Origin of the sequence: Polaromonas sp. UBA4122 (genome assembly GCA_002381615.1) — a bacterium.
GTDB lineage: Bacteria > Pseudomonadota > Gammaproteobacteria > Burkholderiales > Burkholderiaceae_C > Polaromonas.
In genome coordinates, this window is the sequence record DFWY01000052.1 from 505 (window position 1) to 21,229 (window position 20,725).

17 protein-coding genes and 1 pseudogene are annotated in these 20,725 nt (G+C 61.7%); 12 read left to right on the forward strand and 6 right to left on the reverse strand.

The genetic code is table 11. The features are described from left to right. The 3 genes and pseudogenes from B3F77_RS06830 to ppc form a co-directional block, all read right to left on the reverse strand. A pseudogene (locus B3F77_RS06830) lies at positions 1-1,042 on the reverse strand (hypothetical protein); the annotation flags it as partial. A gap of 12 nt (positions 1,043-1,054) precedes the next feature. Continuing rightward, positions 1,055-1,285 (reverse strand): hypothetical protein, encoded by a 231-nt coding sequence (locus B3F77_RS06835; protein ID WP_293604231.1) that lies wholly within the window; start codon positions 1,283-1,285, stop codon positions 1,055-1,057. Positions 1,286-1,422: 137 nt separating this feature from the next. Beyond that, a complete protein-coding gene (gene ppc, locus B3F77_RS06840; protein ID WP_293604232.1) occupies positions 1,423-4,287 on the reverse strand; it encodes a phosphoenolpyruvate carboxylase in 2,865 nt (954 codons plus the stop codon). Positions 4,288-4,390: 103 nt separating this feature from the next. Between ppc and hemC the strand changes: the two genes are divergently transcribed. Genes hemC through B3F77_RS06860 form a run of 4 tightly spaced genes read left to right on the forward strand, consistent with a single transcriptional unit; the run spans position 4,391 to position 8,708 of the window. Next, positions 4,391-5,368 carry a hydroxymethylbilane synthase gene (gene hemC / locus B3F77_RS06845; RefSeq protein ID WP_293604233.1) on the forward strand — a complete coding sequence of 326 codons (978 nt, stop codon included), beginning with the start codon at positions 4,391-4,393 and terminating at the stop codon, positions 5,366-5,368. Then, positions 5,365-6,255 (forward strand): uroporphyrinogen-III synthase, encoded by an 891-nt coding sequence (locus B3F77_RS06850; protein WP_293604234.1) that lies wholly within the window; start codon positions 5,365-5,367, stop codon positions 6,253-6,255. Before hemC ends, B3F77_RS06850 begins: the two co-directional genes overlap by 4 nt. Beyond that, entirely contained in the window at positions 6,252-7,403 is a 1,152-nt protein-coding gene (locus B3F77_RS06855) for a uroporphyrinogen-III C-methyltransferase (RefSeq protein ID WP_293604235.1), read from the forward strand. Before B3F77_RS06850 ends, B3F77_RS06855 begins: the two co-directional genes overlap by 4 nt. 15 nt (positions 7,404-7,418) lie before the next feature. Next, complete coding sequence (locus B3F77_RS06860) at positions 7,419-8,708, forward strand: heme biosynthesis HemY N-terminal domain-containing protein (RefSeq protein ID WP_293604236.1); 1,290 nt, start codon at positions 7,419-7,421, stop codon at positions 8,706-8,708. Positions 8,709-8,911: 203 nt separating this feature from the next. Here the strand turns inward: B3F77_RS06860 and B3F77_RS06865 are convergent, their stop codons facing one another. Then, positions 8,912-11,995 carry an Rne/Rng family ribonuclease gene (locus B3F77_RS06865; RefSeq protein ID WP_293604237.1) on the reverse strand — a complete coding sequence of 1,028 codons (3,084 nt, stop codon included), beginning with the start codon at positions 11,993-11,995 and terminating at the stop codon, positions 8,912-8,914. A gap of 672 nt (positions 11,996-12,667) precedes the next feature. Here B3F77_RS06865 and B3F77_RS06870 point away from each other — a divergent pair. From B3F77_RS06870 to B3F77_RS06885, 4 genes are read left to right on the forward strand one after another with little or no spacing between them, the layout of a single operon-like run. Continuing rightward, positions 12,668-13,822: an RluA family pseudouridine synthase gene (locus B3F77_RS06870; protein ID WP_414702970.1), complete on the forward strand. Its 1,155-nt coding sequence runs from the start codon at positions 12,668-12,670 to the stop codon at positions 13,820-13,822. Between the two features lie 55 nt (positions 13,823-13,877). Then, positions 13,878-14,537 carry an HAD family hydrolase gene (locus B3F77_RS06875; protein WP_293604238.1) on the forward strand — a complete coding sequence of 220 codons (660 nt, stop codon included), beginning with the start codon at positions 13,878-13,880 and terminating at the stop codon, positions 14,535-14,537. Between the two features lie 31 nt (positions 14,538-14,568). After that, positions 14,569-14,934 (forward strand): Rieske (2Fe-2S) protein, encoded by a 366-nt coding sequence (locus tag B3F77_RS06880; RefSeq protein ID WP_293604239.1) that lies wholly within the window; start codon positions 14,569-14,571, stop codon positions 14,932-14,934. 22 nt (positions 14,935-14,956) lie between these two features. After that, complete coding sequence (locus B3F77_RS06885) at positions 14,957-16,039, forward strand: S49 family peptidase (protein ID WP_293604240.1); 1,083 nt, start codon at positions 14,957-14,959, stop codon at positions 16,037-16,039. A 96-nt stretch (positions 16,040-16,135) separates the two neighbouring features. On the opposite strand, the gene B3F77_RS06890 is transcribed toward B3F77_RS06885, so the two are convergent. Both B3F77_RS06890 and B3F77_RS06895 read right to left on the reverse strand, forming a co-directional pair. Continuing rightward, positions 16,136-16,912 (reverse strand): SAM-dependent methyltransferase, encoded by a 777-nt coding sequence (locus B3F77_RS06890; protein ID WP_293604241.1) that lies wholly within the window; start codon positions 16,910-16,912, stop codon positions 16,136-16,138. Beyond that, positions 16,909-17,547, reverse strand: coding sequence for a Maf family nucleotide pyrophosphatase (locus tag B3F77_RS06895; RefSeq protein ID WP_293604242.1), 639 nt, complete (start codon positions 17,545-17,547; stop codon positions 16,909-16,911). The genes B3F77_RS06890 and B3F77_RS06895 overlap by 4 nt, the downstream gene beginning before the upstream one ends. Positions 17,548-17,572: 25 nt before the next feature. Here B3F77_RS06895 and B3F77_RS06900 point away from each other — a divergent pair, with 25 nt between their 5' ends. From B3F77_RS06900 to B3F77_RS06915, 4 genes are all read left to right on the forward strand, one after another. Next, positions 17,573-18,115, forward strand: a complete 543-nt coding sequence (locus B3F77_RS06900; RefSeq protein ID WP_293604243.1) for a YceD family protein — start codon at positions 17,573-17,575, stop codon at positions 18,113-18,115. Between the two features lie 215 nt (positions 18,116-18,330). After that, positions 18,331-18,513, forward strand: a complete 183-nt coding sequence (gene rpmF / locus B3F77_RS06905) for a 50S ribosomal protein L32 (RefSeq protein ID WP_293604244.1) — start codon at positions 18,331-18,333, stop codon at positions 18,511-18,513. A gap of 85 nt (positions 18,514-18,598) precedes the next feature. Next, positions 18,599-19,711 carry a phosphate acyltransferase PlsX gene (gene plsX / locus B3F77_RS06910; protein ID WP_293604245.1) on the forward strand — a complete coding sequence of 371 codons (1,113 nt, stop codon included), beginning with the start codon at positions 18,599-18,601 and terminating at the stop codon, positions 19,709-19,711. Between the two features lie 15 nt (positions 19,712-19,726). Continuing rightward, the gene (locus B3F77_RS06915) at positions 19,727-20,704 is read left to right on the forward strand and encodes a beta-ketoacyl-ACP synthase III (RefSeq protein WP_293604246.1); all 978 of its coding nucleotides are present in this window, start codon (positions 19,727-19,729) and stop codon (positions 20,702-20,704) included. Positions 20,705-20,725 lie beyond the last annotated feature (21 nt).

The following is a 20,725-nucleotide window of genomic DNA, read 5'->3' on the forward strand; positions in this document are numbered from 1 at the left end:
GGGGGGGGGGGGGGAGCCGCTCCATGGAATGGGTGATCTGCTGGCGCGTGAGTTCGCTTTCCTGGGCTAAGCTGGGCAACTGCCTCAGCACTTGCAACGAACGGCTCACCGGCTCGATCAGCTCCACCCAATCGACCTGGCCGATCATGCGCAAGGTGGTGATGATGTTGCCGACCGTGATGTTGGTCGCCACCTGCGTGGTCTGGCTTTCGACTATAAGCACGTGCCCGTCAAGGCAATGCCTTTCGGTCCACAGCACCAGCGCGGGTGAGCTGTCCAGCCGTTCCGTGGGCATGCGCTGCCACAGTTGGGTCAGGTAGCTGCGTTGCAGGCCGTGCTGCTTCATCAGCGCGTAAATCGAGTCGAGATTGGCGTCGCCCAGCCGGTTCGCGCAGTCCCAAACCGCATGGGCGACTTCGCGCGCCACCTTGCCTTGCGCGATGGTGTCCGCCACCCGGCGCAGGTTTTCAAGGAGCACGACGCGCAGCGTTGTTGGCAAGGCCCAAAGTTCGCTCAGCCGCAGTTCACTGCTGTCCTCGTAGGCATTGATAAACGCCGTGAAAACCTCGGGGTTGAGGACGCTGTCGGTGTGAGCCACATAGGCCCAGGCGATGCCATAGACGCGTGGCAGTCCTTCCAGCGGCGCGGCCGCCAGCTTGGGCAAGCTGTCGTAGTAGCGGCGCGGCACGCCTTCGTGGATCTGCTCCAGCTGTGCTTCGACCAGGTGGAAATTGTCAAGCAGCCACTCGGCGGCGGGTGTCACATAATGGCCGCTGCGCGAAGTCAGCGCTACATAATCGTAGGCATTGCGCAACGCGGCGAGGTTCTCCTCAACGCGCGGAAAAAAGGAGGCGCGGCGGCGCGAGCTGGCATCGGCTTCGACCACCTGGGCTTGCGCCAGACTGCGGCCGTGCTCTTCGAAGCGCTGGATGCCGAACAGTTCAGCGCGAATGGGCGGCTCGGCTTCACCCCCGCGCGACAGAAGGATATTGCGGGCGTAAGGGGTTAGCGCTTCGAGCCGGTCGATGCAGGCGGCGTCCACCCGTCCACTCGCTCAGACCAAGACCAGCAGGCCCAAGCCGCAGAACACGAACAGCGCGCCGGTCGTCACGATTCGCGGCGACGCCATGGCATGCAATGTCTCCAGCGTGGCACGCAGGGCGAAAAAACGGCCGCGCGAGCGCTGGCAGTCGTTCATGTGCGAGGCAAGTGCGAGAAAGTCACTGGATACAAACTGATTGGTAACCGCAAAGCGGCTTGCGGCCGCGGGATTGGACGTGGTCATGGTTTTTGATCTCCTGAGGGGTGTTGCCTGCGCCACAATCAAGCGGCGCATTATTCGGGACATAAACCCATGCTACGAGCCCAAGACGTTCGGTGGCATCAGACGCGTCCGTTGCGGCTGTAGGACCGGACCGACAGTTAACCGGTGTTGCGCAATCCGGCGGAAATCCCGTTGATCGAAATATGAATCCCGGTTTGCACCCGCTGGTCGGTCTGGCCTGCGCGGTAGCGCCGTACCAGCTCGACCTGCAAGTGGTGCAGGGGATCAATGTAGGGAAAACGGTGGCGGATGGAGCGCTGTAGCGCGGCGTTGCCGGCCAGCCGCTGTTTTTCTCCGGTGATCAGCGCCAACGCTTGCGCTGTGCGGTGCCACTCGGCCTCGATCGCGGTAAAAATCTTTTTGCGCAGCCTGGCATCGCCCACCAGTTCGGCATAGCGCGAAGCTAGTGCCAGGTCGCTCTTGGCCAGCACCATGTCCATGTTGCTCAACAGGGTGCGAAAGAAGGGCCACTGCTGGTACATCTTTTGCAGCAGGCTCAGCGCCTCTTTGCGACTGGCGGGCGAGTCGCCCTGATTGAGCCGCTGCTCGATCGCGGCGCCAAAGCCATACCAGCCGGGCAAGGTCAGACGGCATTGGCCCCAACTGAAGCCCCAGGGAATGGCGCGCAGGTCTTCAATGTTTTGCGAGGCCTTTCTTGACGCTGGCCGCGATCCGATGTTGAGTTCGGCGATCTCGCGGATCGGCGTGGCGCTGAAAAAATACTCGGTGAAACCGGGGGTCTCGTACACCAGCGCGCGGTAGGCCGCCATGCTGGCTTGCGACAGCTCGGCGGCGGCTTGCAGGAAGGCCTTGGTGGCGGGTTTGGTCGGCTGCAGCAGGGTGGCCTCCAAGGTGGCGGCCACCAGGGTTTCGAGGTTGCGGCGGCCGATTTCAGGGTTGGCGTATTTGGAGCCAATGACCTCGCCTTGCTCGGTCAGGCGGATCTGTCCGCGCACGGTGCCTGGAGGCTGCGCCAGGATGGCCTGATAGCTTGGGCCGCCGCCGCGGCCGACCGTGCCGCCACGGCCATGGAACATGCGTAATTGAATGTTGTGCGAATCGGCCCGCTGATCAAACAGTTCCACCAGTGCGATCTCGGCGCGGTAGAGCTCCCAGTTGCTGGTAAAAATGCCGCCGTCCTTGTTACTGTCAGAGTAGCCGAGCATGATGTCCTGCTCGCAGTATTGGTCAGGACGGCCACGTTGCACCAGTTGTGCCATGCCGGGCAGGGCGTAGAACTCGCGCATGATGGGCGCGGCATTGCGCAGGTCTTCAATGGTTTCAAACAGCGGCACCACGATCAGGTCGCAGGTCGCGTGATGATCCAGCGTGCCATGCATCAGGCCCACTTCTTTTTGCAGCAGCAGCACTTCGAGCAAATCGCTCACCGTTTCGGTGTGGCTGATGATGTAGTGGCGGATGGCTTCCTTGCCGAAACTCGCGCGCGCGGTGCGTGCGGCTTCAAAGATGGCCAGCTCACTTTGGGCGAGCGCCGAGTAGCTGGTGCCGATCACGCGCAGGGGCCTGGCGTCATTGAGCAGCTGCATCAGCAGCGCGCGCTTGGCAGCCTCGTCCAGGCTGGCGTAGTGGGGCTCGATCCGTGCTACGGCCAGCAGCTCGGCCATCACTGCTTCATGCTTGTCGGAACTCTGGCGCAGATCGACCGTGGCGAGATGAAAACCAAACACCTCCACCGCGCGGATCAGCGGGTGCAGACGCTGGGCAACCAGGGCTTCCCCGTGATGGGCCTTGAGCGAGTGCTCCAGGGTGCGCAGGTCCGCCAGGAAATCTTCGACTCGGGCATAGGCATTTTGCGGTGCCACGGCATGGCGCGCAGCCTCGCCGCCGGTCAGCGCCTTCAGTGTGGCGGCCAATCGGGCGTAAACCCCGGTCAGCGCACGGCGGTAGGGCTCGTCTTTGCGGTGCTCGCTGGTGTCGGGTGAGCTTTCGGCCAGGACGCGCATCTCGGCGCTGACATTGACCAGCATGGCCGACATGGACAGCTCCCCGCCCAGAAAGTGCACCTCGGTCAGGTAGTGACGCAGCGCTACTTCGGCCTGCCGGCTCAGCGCATAGTTGAGGGTTTCTGCGCTGACATAGGGGTTGCCATCGCGATCGCCGCCTATCCATTGGCCCATGCGCAAAAAGCTGTGCACGGGCTGGTTGCCGAGCTCGCGCTCCAGGTTGGCGTAGATCTTGGGAATCTCGCGCAGGAAGGTGGTTTCGTAGTAGCTCAGGGCGTTCTCGATTTCGTCGGCCACCGTGAGCTTGGAAAAGCGCAGCAGGCGCGTTTGCCACAGCTGCACCACTCGCGCGCGCAACTGGGCTTCGTTGGCGGCCAGTTCGCGCGGGGTCAGCGCGTCTTTGGCGGTGCTCATGGCCTGCGTCAGCGCCAGGATGCCATCGCGTGCCGTGAGCAGCTGCGCAATGTTGCGTTCGGCATCCAGGATACTTTTGCGCTGCACTTCGGTCGGGTGGGCGGTGAGCACCGGCGACACGAAGCTATGGGCCATCGTGTTAGCGATGGTTTTAGGCGCGATGCCGGCCCGGCGCAGGCGTGCCAGCGTCACTTCGATGCTGCCTTCCTGGGTGTCGCCTGCACGCTCGTGGACGGCCCGGCGACGGAGCTGGTGGCGGTCTTCGGCCAGGTTGGCCAGATGGCTGAAGTAGGTGAAGGCGCGGATTACGCTGACGGTCTGGTCGCCCGAGAGGCTTTTGAGCAGTTTTTTAAGCGCCTTGTCGGCGTCCTGGTCGGCGTCGCGGCGAAAGGCCACCGACAGCTTGCGCACCTGCTCGATCAGCTCGTAGGCGGCGACGCCATCTTGTTCGCGAATTACATCGCCGAGGATGCGACCCAGCAGGCGGATGTCTTCCACCAGGGGGCGGTCGTTGTCTCTGGTTCGTCCGGAAGCCTTGTCTTTAGCGTTCTCTTTGACGTTTCTGGCGCGCGCGGAAGTGACCATCTCTACCCTCTATGTCTTAAACTCCCATGCTAGCATTCACTCACTATCAAAGATTACCAACAGGTTACGAGCGTCTTGAGCGTTTCAAACCGTCAGGAAAGTTATGAAAAAAGTTGTCATTGCCACGCGCGAAAGCCGTCTGGCGCTGTGGCAGGCCGAGCATGTCAAGGCCCTGCTCGAATCACGTCTGGGCTGGCAGGTGGATCTGCTGGGCATGACCACCCAGGGGGACCAGATTCTGGACCGATCCTTGAGCGAAGTCGGTGGCAAGGGCCTGTTCGTCAAGGAGCTGGAAGTCGCCCTCAGCGAAGGTCGGGCCGATCTGGCTGTGCATTCGCTCAAGGATGTTCCCATGGACCTGCCCGAGGGGTTCGCACTGGCCTGTGTGCTTGAGCGCGAAGACCCGCGCGACGCCTTTGTATCCAACCAGTTTTCTTGTCTGGCCGACTTGCCGCAGGGCTCCGTGGTGGGGACGTCCAGCCTGCGCCGGCTGGTGCTGCTCAAGGCCTTGCGGCCCGATCTGAAAATCGAGGCGCTGCGTGGCAACCTCGACACGCGCTTGCGCAAGCTTGATGATGGCCAATACCACGCCATTGTGCTGGCCGCAGCCGGGCTGAAGCGACTGGGCCTGGAGGCGCGCATTCGCGCCGCCTTTGCGACGGCCGATATGTTGCCCGCAGCCGGGCAGGGCGCTTTGGGGATTGAAGTGCGGGCTGATCGCGCCGATTTACGGGAGGCGCTGGCCACGTTGGCGCATCAGCCAAGTTGGCTGGCGGTGACGGCCGAACGTACGGTGTCGCGCGCCATGGGCGGCAGTTGTTCCATGCCCTTGGCGGCTTTCACGCAAGGCCCGGTTACACAGGGCAGCAACGACGTCATGCAGCTCAACGCGGCCTGGGGTGATCCGAGCACCGCTCAGGCATCCTCCGGCTCCTCGGGTGTCTTGCCGACTCCGCTCATCCGGGTGCAAAAAACCGCTGTGGTGCGCAGTTTTGACGAGGCCGAGGCGCTGGGCGAAGCGGTGGCGGCGCAGCTCCGTGCCGGCGGCGCCGTCTGGACCAGCAACGCCCCAACTCCATGATGCTGGGGGCCGGTGTGAGCACGGCCCGCGTCATTGTGACCCGGCCCACGCGTGACGCCCAGCACTGGGTGCAGCAGCTGCAGCTGGGTGGTTTTGCGGCTGAGGCCTTGCCCCTGATTGAAATTTCGCCCGCCTCGGCCGCCGCGGATGTGCAGGCGCTGACGCGGGTCTGGCAAACGCTGGACCGCTACGCTGCCTGCCTGTTCGTCAGTGGCAATGCTGTAGAGTATTTTTTTAAGCAAAAAGAGGCTTTAGCCAAATATCCATGGGCGCAAGCAGCTATTAATAAAATAGCAGACCCGGTACCGGACGAGGTGCCGCCAGGCCTGCGTTTCATGGCGCCCGGCCCAGGCACGGTGGCAGCGCTGGTCGCCGCAGGCGTCCCCGCCAGGCAGATTGATGCACCGGCTGCCGATGCCCGCCAGTTTGACTCGCAATCTCTGTGGAAAGTCGTCGGCCAGCGCGACTGGCAGGGCCGCCGCGTGCTGGTGGTGCGCGGGGAAAACCTGGGCCCTGCGGGGGAAAACGCAGCGTCACAGGGACGCGACTGGATCGCCCGTCAGTGGGAGGCCGCAGGTGCGCAGGTTGATTTCGTGGGTGTATACCAGCGCCGCGCACCCAGGCTGGCCGACGCGCAGCTCCAGCGGGCGCGGCTTGCCAGCACCGATGGGTCAGTGTGGCTCTTCAGCAGTTCGGAGGCTGTGACCAACCTGGCCAACCTGCCCGCGCTGTCCGGCGTGGACTGGAGCCGCGCGCGCGCCGTGGCCACGCACCCTCGTATTCTTGACGCCGTGCGGGCCGCCGGCTGGGGCGTTGTTGTGGAGTCACGCCCTGCACTGAAGGACATCAAGGACACGCTTGTCTCGATAGAATCACGCTATCCATGAGCGACAGCCACCCAGCCCCGTCCCCCCCACCTGCGCCCGATGACGAGCCTGTGCTGGAGCGCGGGCGGGGGCACGGGCTGATTGAGGCCGAGCCGCAACCCGTGCCGCTGGACGCCTGGCTGGTGCCTGCCAAGTGGGCGCTGCTGGTGGTTGTGCTGGCCGCAGCCGGGTTGCTGACCAGCGGTTTGCTGTGGCAAAAGCTCGGCAATATCCAGGAAGAACTCGCCCGCCGCAGTACCGATGCAGGCGCGCAGGCCATTGAGGCGCGCACGCTGGCCCGCCAGGCCCAGGAGGGCACACGTGAACTGTCGGCGCGGCTGGCGCTGCAGGAATCCCGCATCAGCGAAGTCAGCCTGCAGCGCACCCAACTTGAAGAACTGATGCAAAGCCTGTCCCGCTCGCGGGATGAAAACCTGGTGGTGGATGTGGAGTCTGCGCTGCGGCTGGCCCAGCAGCAGGCGCAACTCACCGGTAGCGCCGCGCCTTTGCTTGCTGCGCTCAAATCGGCCGATCAGCGCCTGTCACGCGCCGTCCAGCCCCGTCTGAACCCCTTGCAGCGCGCGATTACCCGGGACATGGATCGCATCAAGGCGGCCAGCCTCACCGATGTGCCAGTCCTGATGATCAAACTCGACGAACTGGTTCGCCTGGCCGACGAATTGCCGGTGGCCAATGCGATGGTGGACAGTATCTCATCACGCGTAGCGGCCTCAACGGCGTCGACCGTGCCGCTAGCGGCGGCTGGCAAGCCTTCCCTGCTGGTGTTTGACAAGCTGGCGCTCCATGCCTGGTCGCAGCGCACGCTGGACAGTCTGTGGGAGGAAGCCCGCAAGCTGCTGCGCGTGAGCCGCATCGACCAGCCCGAGGCAGCCTTGCTGGCACCCGAACAATCGTTTTTCCTGCGTGAAAACCTCAAACTCAGGCTGCTCAACGCGCGCCTGGGGCTGTTGTCGCGCCAGACCGAAGCGGCGCGCGCCGATCTGGCCAGCGCCAACGCCTGGCTGGGCAAATACTTTGACCCGGTTTCGCGCAAAACCCAGGCGGCCGTCCAGTTGCTTGCCCAGGTGCAGAGCCAGCTGAAAACCAGCGAACTGCCCCGCCTGGACGAAACCATGGCCGCGCTGGCCACCGCGGCTGCTGGCCGCTGAAGGGCAAGGCTTACCATGCGCGCCGCTCTCTGGCTTTTGGCCCTGTTTGGCGTGGCCGTCGCGGTGGCCCTGTTTGCCGGCAACAACCAGGCGGTGGTCACCATTTTCTGGCCGCCGCACCGGTTCGATATTTCGTTCAACCTGATGGTGCTGCTGCTGGCAGGTTTTTTCATGCTCCTGCATGTGGCCTTGCGCGCCGTGTCGGCCGTATTTTCCTTGCCCGCCGAAGCCAAACGCTGGCGTGCCCAGCAGAAAGAGCGCGCCATGTACGGTGCACTCATGGACTCGCTGGCGCACCTGCTGGCGGGGCGTTACATCCGGGCCACCACCTCGGCGCAAAACGCGCTGGCGCAGGAAAAAAGCCTGGAGCTGCTGACCGATCCATCAGGCCATGCGACCGGCCACAGCCTGAGCCGCGCCAGCCAACTGCGTTCGCTGGCGCACTTGCTGGTGGCTGAAAGCGCGCAGTCGCTTCAGAACAAGGCCTTGCGGGACCAGCATCTGCAACTGGCGCTCCAGAGTTCGGCCCAGCGCCAAGCACAGGGCGTGCGCGAGGGCGTGCAGTTTCGCGCTGCACGCTGGGCGCTGGACGACCGTGATGCCGGCGCTGCACTCGACTGGCTGACCCAGCTGCCGCAGGGTGCCGCACGGCGCACGCTGGCCCTGCGCATGAAGCTGCGCGCCGCCCGGCAGGCGCGGCAGACCGCGCAGGCGCTGGAGACTGCGCGCTTGCTGGCCAAACACCGCGCGTTCTCACAGGCCGCGGCGCAAAGTATTGTGCGCGGCCTGGCGCTGGAGTTGCTCAATGACGCGCACGATCCGGCGCAACTGCAGCAGGCCTGGTTCTCGCTCGACGAAAGCGAACGCGCCATGCCTGAGCTGGTGGTCCAGGCTGCCTCGCGCCTGATGGCGCTGCATGGCGATGCCGAGTTGGCCCGTTCGTGGCTGTTGCCGGTGTGGGACCGCATGATGCAGCCAGACTCCAGCATCGGCGACAACCTGCGCATCAAACTGATAGCGGCGCTCGAAGCCGGCCTCGATTCCCTCGATGCCGCCTGGCTGGCCCGTATCGAAACGGCGCAGCTCAGCCGTCCGCGTGATGCCAACCTCCAGTACCTTGCGGGCATGGCCTGCCTGAACCGCCAGCTCTGGGGCAAAGCCCGTCAACTCCTCTCGCAGGCCGCACCAGCCTTGCAGGATGGGACGCTGCACCGCAATGCATGGCGGGCCCTGGCGGTTCTGGCCGAGCAGCGCGAGGATGAAGCGGCTGCCGCGCAGGCCTACAAGCGGGCCGCGCAGGTTTAAAAAATCACTGCAGGACCTGTCTGTCGTGGGCCGTGCGGCAGATGTGTTTTAAATGTTCTTCTTGCGCACTGCCAAAAAAAGCCCGCTATGGCGTGAGGAAAGGCAGTGAAACAGAAACGTTTGAGACGTGTCTGCAAGACCAACAAAAGACAGACAAAGAAAAAGGCTCCGAGTGGAGCCTTTTTCACGGGGTTAAATGACCCTCAATCTGCAGATTTTTCAAACGGCAATGGCAGAGTGCCCAAATCACGTTTGGTCTCGACCAGCACCAGCGGAGCTTCACCAGATACCACCAGCGCAGGGCGCTCGCGCGGCACCTGAACGGGCTTGACTTCAGCGGCGATCGCAGCTTGCGCTTCGGCAATCTTGGCTGCATCGGAATTGATCCACTGCAGACCTGAGCCCTGAGCTACCTGAGCCAGGTCCTGCAAGGGCAAGTCGTAGGACTGAACCTTGGGCAGTGCGATGGCCGCCGGTGCCGCCGCTTGCACCGGAGCCGGTGCTGGCCTGGGCGCAAGCAACGGCGCCGTGTAGACGGCTGCCGGTGGGGCGACGGGCGCTACAAATTCAGTAGCTATAGGTGCCCGTTCTTGCTGGGCTTGAGGCTGATTTGACTCTAAAAACTCGACGTTGCCGGGCGTCGCACTGCCCTCAAGGGGCTGCTCGTTGCGACCGCCGCGTTCACGGCGGTCGCGGCCATAGCGGTCACGGCTGCGGCGTTCGCGAGGCTGGCGGTCCTGGCCTTCTTCTAGCCTCTCGGCGGGAGCCTGGCTGTCGGTGGATGACGCCGGTACCACCGGGTTGCCGGCCTCGTCCAGGCCAGCCACGACGGCGGGGTGCGCGGCGTCAAAACTGTCGGCCTGGGTGCCTGCGACCGGTGCGGTGGCGCCATCGGGGCGATCGCCACGGCGGTCGTTGCGTCGGCCACTGCGTTCGCCACCACGCTCACCGCGTTCACGGCGGCCTTCGCTCCGGCCCTCACCGCGTCCACCTTGCTGGCGCTCGCCATCAGGACCCGTTTCCTGGACCGTTCTGTCCTGGCGTTGCCCGGCAGCTTCAGCGCCCATGGCCGCTGCCATGGCGGCCTGGTTGGCCAGCGCGAGATCCTGCTCTACCGCATCGCGCGGGATGCGGTCGCCGCGTTCACCACGCTCACGGCGGTTGCGGTCGCCACGGCCTTCGCGGTTTTCATTGCGCGGCTGGTCTTCGCTTCGGCTTTCGATTCGGCCTTCATTGCGGTTCTCACCGGCTGGTCGTTCCTGGCGATCCTGGCGGCCACCTTCGGCGCGTCCTTCAGGACTGCGCTCACGGCGTTCGCCGCTACGGCCTTCATTACGGTTCTCGCTACGACCTTCGGTACCGCCTTCACCTCGGCCTTCACCGCGGCTACGGCCGCCGCGGCGGCTATCACGGCCACCGCGCTCCGAACGCTCACCGCGTCCATCAGGACGTCCGTCCGGGCGTGCCTCACGTCGTGCTTCGCCGCGCTCGTCTTTCGTCACTTCCCTGGCTGCAGGCGTTGCAGCTGGCGTTTCCGCACCGCCGAACAGGCTCTTGATCCAGCCGAACAATCCTTTTTCGGCAGGTGCCGGTGCTGGTGCGGTGGATGCCGGGCGTGGTGCCACTTTGGGCGCAACAGGGGCTGCTGCGACCGCTGCCGGCCTGGGGATTGCCGCTGGAGCGGGCGCGTCGGGCAGAACGCCCTTGATGATGGGTTCCTGCTTGTTGTGCTTTTCCTGGCTGCGGCGTGTCACCGTCGTCGGGTCTTCAATCTCTTCAGCCATCTTGTAGCTGGCTTCGATATTGTCCAGGCGCGGATCGTCGTGCTTCAGGCGCTCAAGGCGGTAGTTTGGCGTTTCCAGCGTCTTGTTGGGAACCAGCAGCACGTTGATGCGCTGCTTGAGTTCGATCTTGCTGATTTCGGAGCGCTTCTCATTGAGCAGGAAAGACGCGACATCGACAGGCACCTGGCACAGCACCGAGGCCGTGCTGTCCTTCAGTGATTCTTCCTGGATGATGCGCAGAATTTGCAGCGCCGAGCTTTCGGTGTCGCGGATGTGGCCGGAACCGCCGCAACGCGGGCAGGGAATGGAAGCGCCTTCGTTGAGCGCCGGGCGCAAGCGCTGACGGCTCATTTCCATGAGGCCGAATTTGCTGATGGTGCCGAACTGCACGCGTGCGCGGTCCTGGCGCAGGGCGTCGCGCAAACGGTTTTCAACATCGCGGCGGTTGCGCGACTCTTCCATGTCGATAAAGTCGATCACGATCAGGCCGCCCAGGTCACGCAGACGCATCTGGCGCGCCACTTCATCGGCGGCTTCCAGGTTGGTACGGGTGGCCGTTTCCTCGATGTCCCCGCCCTTGATGGCGCGGGCCGAGTTGACGTCAACCGACACGAGAGCCTCGGTATGGTCAATCACGATGGCGCCGCCCGAAGGCAGTTGCACGGTGCGGGCGTAGGCCGACTCGATCTGGTGCTCGATCTGGAAGCGGCTGAACAGCGGGGCGTCGTCACGGTAGCGCTTGACGCGGTGCTCGTGCTCGGGCATCACATGGGCCATGAACTGGCGCGCCTGTTCGTAGACGTCATCGGTGTCGAACAGGATGTCGCCGATGTCGCTGTTGAAGTAGTCGCGAATCGCGCGAATCACCAGGCTGGATTCCTGGTAAATCAGGAAAGCGCCCTTGCCGCCCTTGGCCGCGCCGTCAATCGCGGTCCAGAGTTTGAGCAGGTAGTTCAAGTCCCACTGCAGCTCAGGCGCGCTACGGCCAATGCCGGCAGTGCGCGCGATGATGCTCATGCCGTTGGGGTATTCGAGCTGGTCGAGGGCTTCCTTGAGATCGGCGCGGTCCTCGCCTTCGATGCGGCGCGATACGCCGCCACCGCGCGGGTTGTTGGGCATCAGCACCACATAGCGGCCGGCCAGCGACACAAAGGTGGTCAGGGCCGCGCCCTTGTTGCCGCGCTCTTCTTTTTCGACCTGGACCAGCAGTTCCTGGCCCTCTTTGATCACATCGCTGATGCGGGCCTGGCTGATCGGCACGCCTTGCGCAAAGTATTGTTTGGAAATTTCCTTGAACGGCAGAAAACCGTGGCGGTCTTCGCCGTAATCAACAAAACAGGCTTCCAGCGAAGGCTCGACGCGGGTGACGACGGCCTTGTAGATGTTGCCCTTGCGCTGCTCGCGCCCTTCAATTTCAATTTCGTAGTCGAGGAGTTTTTGTCCGTCAACAATCGCCAGGCGGCGTTCTTCTGCCTGGGTGGCATTTACCAGCATCCGTTTCATCGGGTATTCCTTTATCGTTCTTCATTCCGATGCCTCAAAACATCTCTTGGATGTCTCGAGCATCACCTGCCCAAAATGGGCCAACGACGCCAGGAGGGACGCAATGCGAACGTGGGGAATTGCCGGAGAGCTTTTGACAGCGCGCTGGCCGACTGAAGAATCAGTCAGCCAACTCGGGTCTGGGCGTAGGCGCGTGGATGGAGTGAGCCGGGGTCCAATAGGTGTTTGCTACAAAAAAGTAGCTGCTTGCACCCGCTGTACAAGGGCTGCAGGCTGATTTGTGCCATAAAGCAGGGCCAAAAAGCGCCGCAGGCATAGAAAAATCAGACTGACCAGTGTTGTCATCAACGGGCTACCTGTTAAAGGACTTGATCTCACCTGGATCCGCATGCAGCCTTTTGTTCGTGACTTGGGCTGCACACATAATATTCCGTAGTTGTATTCGCAAAACGTCGACTCGTCTGCATTGCAAATCACTCGCCGCGAAGTGCCTGGCACTCGTCGCTTGCGGGCAATTGCCAGCATTGGCATCGACCTTCCAGCGAGGCTGTTTGTTTGCCTTTTGAAGGGCTTCGGATTTGCGTGGACTAAACTCCAGACAAATCAACTACTTACAGCGTATCGCTAGTGAAACACATTATAGGGGCAGCTTCAGGCAAGGCGGGGCGACCGGTGAAATCCCCTGTCCGCGCCGCCATTCCCGTTTCTGTCCATGCCTCCAGGAACCCGCACCAAGCCCCGCCAAGCCCTGAAATCCGCGATGGCGAGCCCCAAGCGACCCAGGCGACCCTGGTCACGGTCGATGAAGATTACGCGGGCCAGCGGCTCGACAATTTTTTGATCCGCCAGCTCAAGGGCGTTCCCAAAACCCATGTTTACCGGATCATCCGCAGCGGCGAGGTGAGGGTCAACAAGGGCCGCGCGCAGGCCGACACCCGTGTGGAAGCCGGTGACATCGTGCGCCTGCCGCCAGTACGGACCTCAGAGCGCGCCGAACAAAAAGCCCAGGCCATGGCCGAAGAGGTGGCGCGGCACGGTGCCAGCTCTACCGTAGGCGGCTATGCGCCATCGCGTGAATTCCCGATTCTTTTCGAAGATGACTTCCTGCTGGCTATCGACAAACCGGCCGGCGTGGCCGTGCATGGCGGCAGCGGCGTGAGCTTCGGGGTGATTGAGCAACTGCGCATGGCCCGACCCGAGGCCGATTTTCTGGAACTGGTGCATCGGCTGGACCGCGAAACCAGCGGTATTTTGCTGATTGCCAAGCGGCGCATGGCCCTGAAGTTGCTGCAAGAGCAATTCAGGGAGCGCGAAACCGACAAGATCTATCTGGCACTGGTCAGTGGCAGTTGGCCCGCCAATCACCGCGTGATAGACAGCGCGCTGCACAAATACCTGCTGCAAGGCAAAGAAGGCACATCCGGTGCTGGCGAGCGGCGCGTCAAGGTGGTGGCCAACGACCATCCCGACGGCATGCGATCGGTTACGCTGGTCAAGGTCAAGTCTGCCATTCCCGCGAAGCCTGTGGCGCCAGCTACACCGTTTACCCTGCTGGAAGTCACCATCAAGACCGGCCGCACGCACCAGATTCGGGTGCATCTGGCAAGCGCTGGGCATCCGATTGCTGGGGACGACAAATACGGTGACTTCGAACTGAACAGAGCGCTGCAAAAGTCCGGCCCCGGCGGGACATCGTTGAAACGCATGTTTTTGCATGCCTGGAGCCTGAAATTCAAGCATCCCAAAACGAGAAAAGCGATTCACCTGCAAGCGCCCTTGCCCGATGAGCTGCAGCAGTTTTTGCCGCCTCGACCTGAGAACGCCTGAGAAATTGCGCTGATCACGCCCTGCAGTGTTGGTCGATGCCGGCGACAATATCGTGATGGATATTCGAAACTTTGACCTGATTGCGTTCGACTGGGATGGCACGCTGTTTGACTCCACGCAGATCATCGTGCGCTGCATCCAGGCGGCGGTGCGTGATGTGGGCGGCACGGTGCCCACCGACAAGGCGGCGGGCTATGTGATTGGGCTGGGCCTGATGCAGGCATTGGCCCACGCCGCCCCCGATGTGCCACCCGAAAAATACCCCGAGCTGGGCGCGCGCTATCGCCACCACTACACTGCCAATTGCAACGACCTGAGCCTCTTTGAGGGGGTGTTGCCGCTGCTCGATGGGCTCAAGGCGCGCGGCCATCTGCTGGCGGTGGCGACCGGTAAATCACGGCGCGGGCTCGACGAGGCGCTGCAAAGCGTTGAACTCAAGGGCGTTTTTGACGGCTCCCGCACCGCCGATGAGACGGCTGGCAAGCCGGATCCGCGCATGCTGCACGAGCTGATGGCGCAGTTCGACATTCCGGCCGAACGGGTATTGATGGTGGGCGACACCACGCACGACCTGCAGATGGCGTTCAATGCGGCTTGCCCCAGCGTAGGCGTGAGCTACGGCGCGCACGAGCCCGACGCTTTTGTGGCCCTGGCTCCGCGCCATGTAGCGCACTCGGTGCGGGAACTGCACGACTGGCTTCTCACCAACGCTTAGCTCGCCACCACACTGACCTTTCAACCCCGCCATGAACGAGTTGCTTCCCCTTTGCAATGCCCGCGATTTGCTTGAGGGCGGGCATTCGGTGCCGTTTGATGTCAACTATGCAGGCCAGACCTGCCGGGCCTTTGCAATCCGTTACGAAAGCCTGCCGCATGCCTACCTGAACCGCTGCACGCATGTGGCGATGGAGCTGGACTGGCAACCCAACCGGGTTTTTGACGACAGTGGCCAGTGGCTGCTGTGCGCCAGTCATGGCGCGGCTTACCTGCCTGCTACCGGCCAATGTGCGGGTGGCCCCTGCCAGGGCGGACTGGTCAAAATAGCGCTTTCGGAAAATGGCGGTGTCGTTTATTGGCATTCCGCTTACAACCTCAATCCGGTACTACTCTAAATACTTCTCTAAACTAGCGACCATGAATGATTCAAACAGCCCCGGCAATACCGACCCTTCTCTTGACCCGTCCCAAAATCCGGGACTTCAGAAAAATCAGCCGGAGTCCCTTTCTTATCAAGCGGGCAGCGCTCCTGAAATAATAGCAAGTAAATCTGCTGGAACAGACCCTTCCGGCGTTCCTGGGTGGGAGCGGGCGACGCTGGAGAAGCTGGCGTTTGCATCGCTCAATGAACAGAAAGCCACGCGCCGCTGGAAGACCTTTGTGCGCCTGTCCTGGCTGGCATTCTTTGTTGTCCTGGTGTGGATGGCATTGCACCGCGGCACCCCGGCGAGCGACGCGAAAACGCCGCACACGGCCGTGGTTGAGATCAAGGGTGAAATCGCTGCCGATGCCGACGCCAGTGCCGAGTTTGTCAATGCGGCGCTGCGTGCTGCGTTTGAAGACGAGGGCGCCAAGGCCATTGTGCTGCTGATCAATTCCCCGGGCGGCAGCCCTGTGCAGGCCGGCATGATGAATGACGAAATCCTGCGGCTGAAGGCCAAATATAAAAAACCGGTCTATGCCGTGGTTGAAGAAACCTGCGCATCGGCCGCTTACTACATTGCCGTGTCGGCTGACGGGATTTATGTCGACAAAGCCAGCGTCGTTGGCAGCATCGGCGTGCTGATGGACGGCTTTGGCTTTACCGGCCTGATGGACAAGCTGGGCGTGGAGCGCCGGCTGATTACTGCCGGTGAAAACAAGGGCTTTCTCGATCCTTTCAGCCCGCAGAGCGAGAAGCAGCGTGCATTCGCGCAGGTCATGCTGGACCAGATTCACCAGCAGTTCATCACCGTGGTCAAAGCCGGACGCGGCAAGCGGCTGAAGGAAACGCCCGAGATGTTCAGCGGCCTTTTCTGGAGTGGCCAGCAGGCGGTGGAGTTGGGCCTGGCCGACCAGCTGGGCAATCTGGATTACGTCGCGCGCGAAGTGGTCAAGGCCGAGGAAATCATCGATTACACACGCCGCGAAAACGTGGCGGAGCGCCTGGCCAAGAAGTTTGGCGCGGCCATGGGAGAAGGTGCCATGAAGGCCTTCAAGGCGATTCCCGCGATTCGCTAAGCGCTTAGCCAAGCGGCGTCAATCAGCCCATACAAAAGTCCGCAAAAAGTTTGTATCTTGCGGGCTTTTTTGTGGTGGGTATGGGCTGGATGCTTGTCAGCGGCCTATGCAAAAGACCGTGGGTAAATCCAGCGGTGCGCCAAGCTTGCCCTGCTTCCAGGCGCTGACCGGCGCGCTGCGCGTCCAGCCCTTGTTCATCGTCAGGCCACAGCTCAGCGCCAGCCGGGTGTTGCCTTGCAGCGTCTGCAGCAGCGCCTGTAAAAGAACGGCATTGCGGTAGGGTGTTTCAATAAAGAGCTGGGTCTGGCCGGTTTTAAGGGTCAGCGACTCCAGTTCCAGGATGCGCTGGGTCCGCCCGGCGGGGTCTTGCGGCAGGTAGCCCACAAACGCGAAGTTCTGTCCGTTGAGGCCGCTTGCAGCCAGCGCCAGCATCAGCGACATGGGCCCCGTCAGCGGCACCACCTGCAGACCGAGGTCATGGGCTGCGCGCACCACTGACGAGCCCGGGTCGGCAATGGCAGGCATGCCGGCTTCGCTGACCAGGCCCATGTCGCGGCCTTCCATTGCAGCCGCCAGCAGCGGCCGCGCGTCGAAGTTGCCGGTGTGATCACCCTTCTTGTGAACCTCGCGCGGCAGCTCCTGAATTTGTAGCGCCTGCAGTGCATGGCTCAAGGGCTGCAGCTCGTTGATGCGCTTCAAATAGGCGCGCGTGCTTTTGGCGTTCTCGCAAATCCAGCAGGGCAGCCGGGCGGCGACCTGCAGCGTCGCCCAAGGCATCACGTCCTGGAGAGGCGTTTGAGAGTCGCAGCCGAAATCAAGCGGCGCGGGCACCAGGTAGAGTTTGCCGCGCGCAGGTTTGGCAGCGCTGCTCATGAGCGCACCTTGCTGTTCGCAAGCAGGGTTATACCGGCTGCCTGGATCATTTTGCAGGTACGGATCAGTGGCAGGCCGACCAGTGCGGTGGGGTCATCGTTGTCAATTGATTCCAGCAACGCGATACCCAAGCCTTCGCTTTTGGCGCTGCCTGCGCAGTCATAGGGTTGCTCGGCTCGCAGGTAGTTTTCAATCTCGTCGTCAGTCAGATCGCGAAACCTCACCCGGACCGCGGCCAGGCTGCTCTCTTCAAACCCGCTTTCCAGGCACACCACCGCTACAGCGGTTTGAAAAATCACGGTCTGCCCCCGCATCTGGCGCAATTGCGCGACTGCCCTTTCATGGGTACCCGGTTTGCCCAGTGGCAGGCCATTCAGGTCGGCCACCTGGTCAGCGCCAATGACAACGGCATGGGGGAAAGCATGTGCAACCGCACGCGCCTTGACCAGGGCCAGACGCTCGGCGAGCCCGCAAGGGGTTTCGCCAGGCAGAGCGGTCTCGTCCACCTCAGGCGCGGCCACGTCAAACGGGATTTGCAGGCGCTGCAGCAGTTCGCGGCGGTAGCGCGAAGTCGAGCCTAGTACCAGTGAGCGGGTTCTCGGTGGTGCTGCGACCAGTGGGTAGTCAGGATTCATGCCCCGATTCTCTTACACTGCACCCATGACCAGAAATCTTCAACCCAGCCGACTCGATATGCAGGCTCTCGCCCAAGATGGCGTGCCGCTCGTAGCAACCACTTTGCTACGAAATATGAAGCGCCTTGCGCAGGAAACGCAAGGGCTGCAGCCCGATTCATCTGTACAGTGGCAAGCCCGGGCCGAGTTGCGGCCGCGCGCGGATGGCGACGACGAGGTGTGGTTGCATCTGCAGGCAAAAGCGATGATTCCGCTGACTTGCCAGCGTTGCATGGGTGTTGTTTTAAACCCGGTGGAAGTAAATCAGTGGTACCGCTTTGTGGCCAACGAAGACATCGCCATGGCCGAAGACGACCAGTCCGAAGAAGACTTGCTGGTCATGGAGCCGCACTTTGATCTGCTCGCCGTGCTGGAAGACGAATTGTTGATGGCCCTGCCGCTGGTGCCCATGCATGACCAATGCCCAGTCGGCCCCACGCTGCATGCTGGTGAGGCTGATATCGTCGGCGAATCCGCTGAGAAGCCAAATCCTTTTGCTGTGCTGGTGCAACTTAAAAAGAAAAAGTAGTTGGTTTGAACTTATTTGTGAGCGTGGAAGAAGGGTGTGCTTGCAGGTCCTCATAGACGGGTGAATGGGGTCTCGATGGAAATTACCCCGTATCAGGCTATAATCAAAAGCTTCGCGTACCAATGTAGTGATACGGCCCCATACGGTCCAGCTACCCCCCAATTGAAAAATTTGGTGCGTAATTTACCAACCCTACACTTCCTCAGGAGCGGATTATGGCCGTCCAGCAAAACAAAAAGTCACCTTCGAAGCGCGGTATGCACCGCTCGCACAATGCACTGACCGTGCCAGGCATCGCCGTGGAATCAACCACTGGCGAAACTCACCTTCGTCATCACATCAGCCCGACCGGTTTTTACCGTGGTCGCAAGGTGCTGAAAACTAAAACTGAAGCGTAATTTCGCGCTTTAACTACTGGCCCGCACTCATACTGCGGGCCTTTCTTTTGCTTAAACTCCAATTCTTGACTGCACCGGTCTTCTTATGATCAGGATCGCTGTCGATGCCATGGGTGGTGACGTCGGTCCCGCTGTCACCGTCCCGGCCAGTCTGGCGTTCCTGGACGGTCATCCGGATGCCTCGCTGGTGCTGGTGGGCCAGCCAGAGGTTCTGGCGATGCACCCGCTGCACGAACGGCTGCAATCGCACTCCCGTTGCCAAATCGTTGCTGCCAGCGAGATCGTCACCATGGGCGATTCGATAGAAATCGCTTTGCGGCGCAAGAAAAATTCATCCATGCGGGTGACATTGAATCAACTCAAGGACGGCGTGGCCCATGCCGCCGTATCGGGCGGCAACACCGGCGCCCTGATGGCTATTGCTCGCTACGTGCTTAAAACTATGGACGGTATCGATCGGCCGGCCATCGCCTCACAGTTGCCCAATGCGGCGGGGGGGGCCACTACAGTGCTCGATCTGGGCGCCAATGTGGACTGCACCGAACACCATTTGCTGCAGTTTGCGGTCCTGGGGTCTGCGCTGGTCGCGGCCATTAGCAACAACCCTGCGCCCAGTGTCGGGTTGCTTAATATTGGTGAAGAAGCGATAAAAGGTAGTGAAATAATTAAAAGAGCCGGCAAACTCTTGCGATCGGCATCTAATTCTGGGGATATAAATTTTTATGGGAATGTCGAAGGGAACGACATTTTCAAGGGCACGACGGATATTGTGGTGTGCGATGGTTTTGTGGGTAATGTGGCGCTCAAAACCAGCGAAGGCTTGGCCAACATGATCGGCAACTTTATTAAAGCAGAGTTCTCTCGCAATATCCTGACTAAAATTGCGGCTATCGTAGCCTATCCGGTCTTAACTGCATTTAAAAATCGTTTTGACCATCGCCGCTACAACGGGGCTGCACTGCTGGGCCTGCAAGGCTTGGTCTTCAAAAGCCACGGCTCTGCGGATGCCTTTGCGTTTGAGCGGGCGCTTAATCGGGCTTATGATGCGGCTCGGAACAACTTGCTTGAGAGAGTTCGCGAACGCATCGCCCATGCTGCCCCTTTGCTGGTTGCGGCGCAAGTGGCACCGTTATCCGAGACGGCGCCTGCGGTCTCCTCGATGCCCGTTGAATCACCAGTTTCAACACCGGCACACTAACCGGCACACTGATCAATGACCCGTTATTCACGCATTTCCGGCACCGGCAGCTATTTGCCACCGCGCCGACTGACCAACGCCGAACTGGCCGCCGAATTGGCCACCAAGGGCGTTGAAACTTCCGATGAATGGATTGTGGAGCGCACGGGTATCCGGGCCCGCCACTTTGCCGCGCCCGATGTTTGCAGCAGTGACCTTGCCCTGGAGGCCGCCAAAAACGCGCTGGACGCTGCGGGTTTGCAAGCGAGCGACATTGATCTCATCATCGTTGCCACGTCAACGCCGGACATGGTGTTTCCGTCCGTGGCCTGCATTTTGCAGAACAAGCTGGGTATTGCCGGTTGTCCGGCTTTTGATGTCCAGGCGGTTTGCAGCGGATTTATCTATGCGCTGACCCTGGCCGACGCCATGATCAAAACCGGTTCTGCCACCAAAGCGCTGGTGATTGGGTCAGAGGTGTTTTCGCGCATTCTGGATTTTTCAGACCGAACAACCTGCGTGCTGTTCGGCGATGGCGCGGGCGCGGTGGTGCTGGAAGCCTCCGATACGCCCGGCATACTCGCCAGCGATTTGCACGCGGATGGCAAACATGTGGGTATCTTGTGCGTGCCCGGCCATGTATCGGGCGGTCAGGTGCTGGGCGATCCCTTGCTCAAAATGGACGGGCAGGCCGTGTTCAAGCTGGCCGTGGGTATGCTCGAAAGCACGGCCCGCGCCGCACTCGCCAAAGCGAATCTGACCGACGCCGATGTCGACTGGATGATTCCGCATCAAGCCAATATTCGAATCATGCAGAGCACCGCCAAAAAGCTGAAGATGCCACTTGAGAAACTGATTGTCACGGTAGACCAGCATGGCAACACCTCTGCTGCGTCGATCCCGCTGGCGCTGGATGTGTCGGTGCGCAGCGGCAAGGTCAAAAAAGGCGACACCCTCATGCTGGAAGGCGTGGGCGGAGGCTTCACGTGGGGTGCGGTGCTTCTCAAGTACTGAGATGACTGCCATGTATCCATC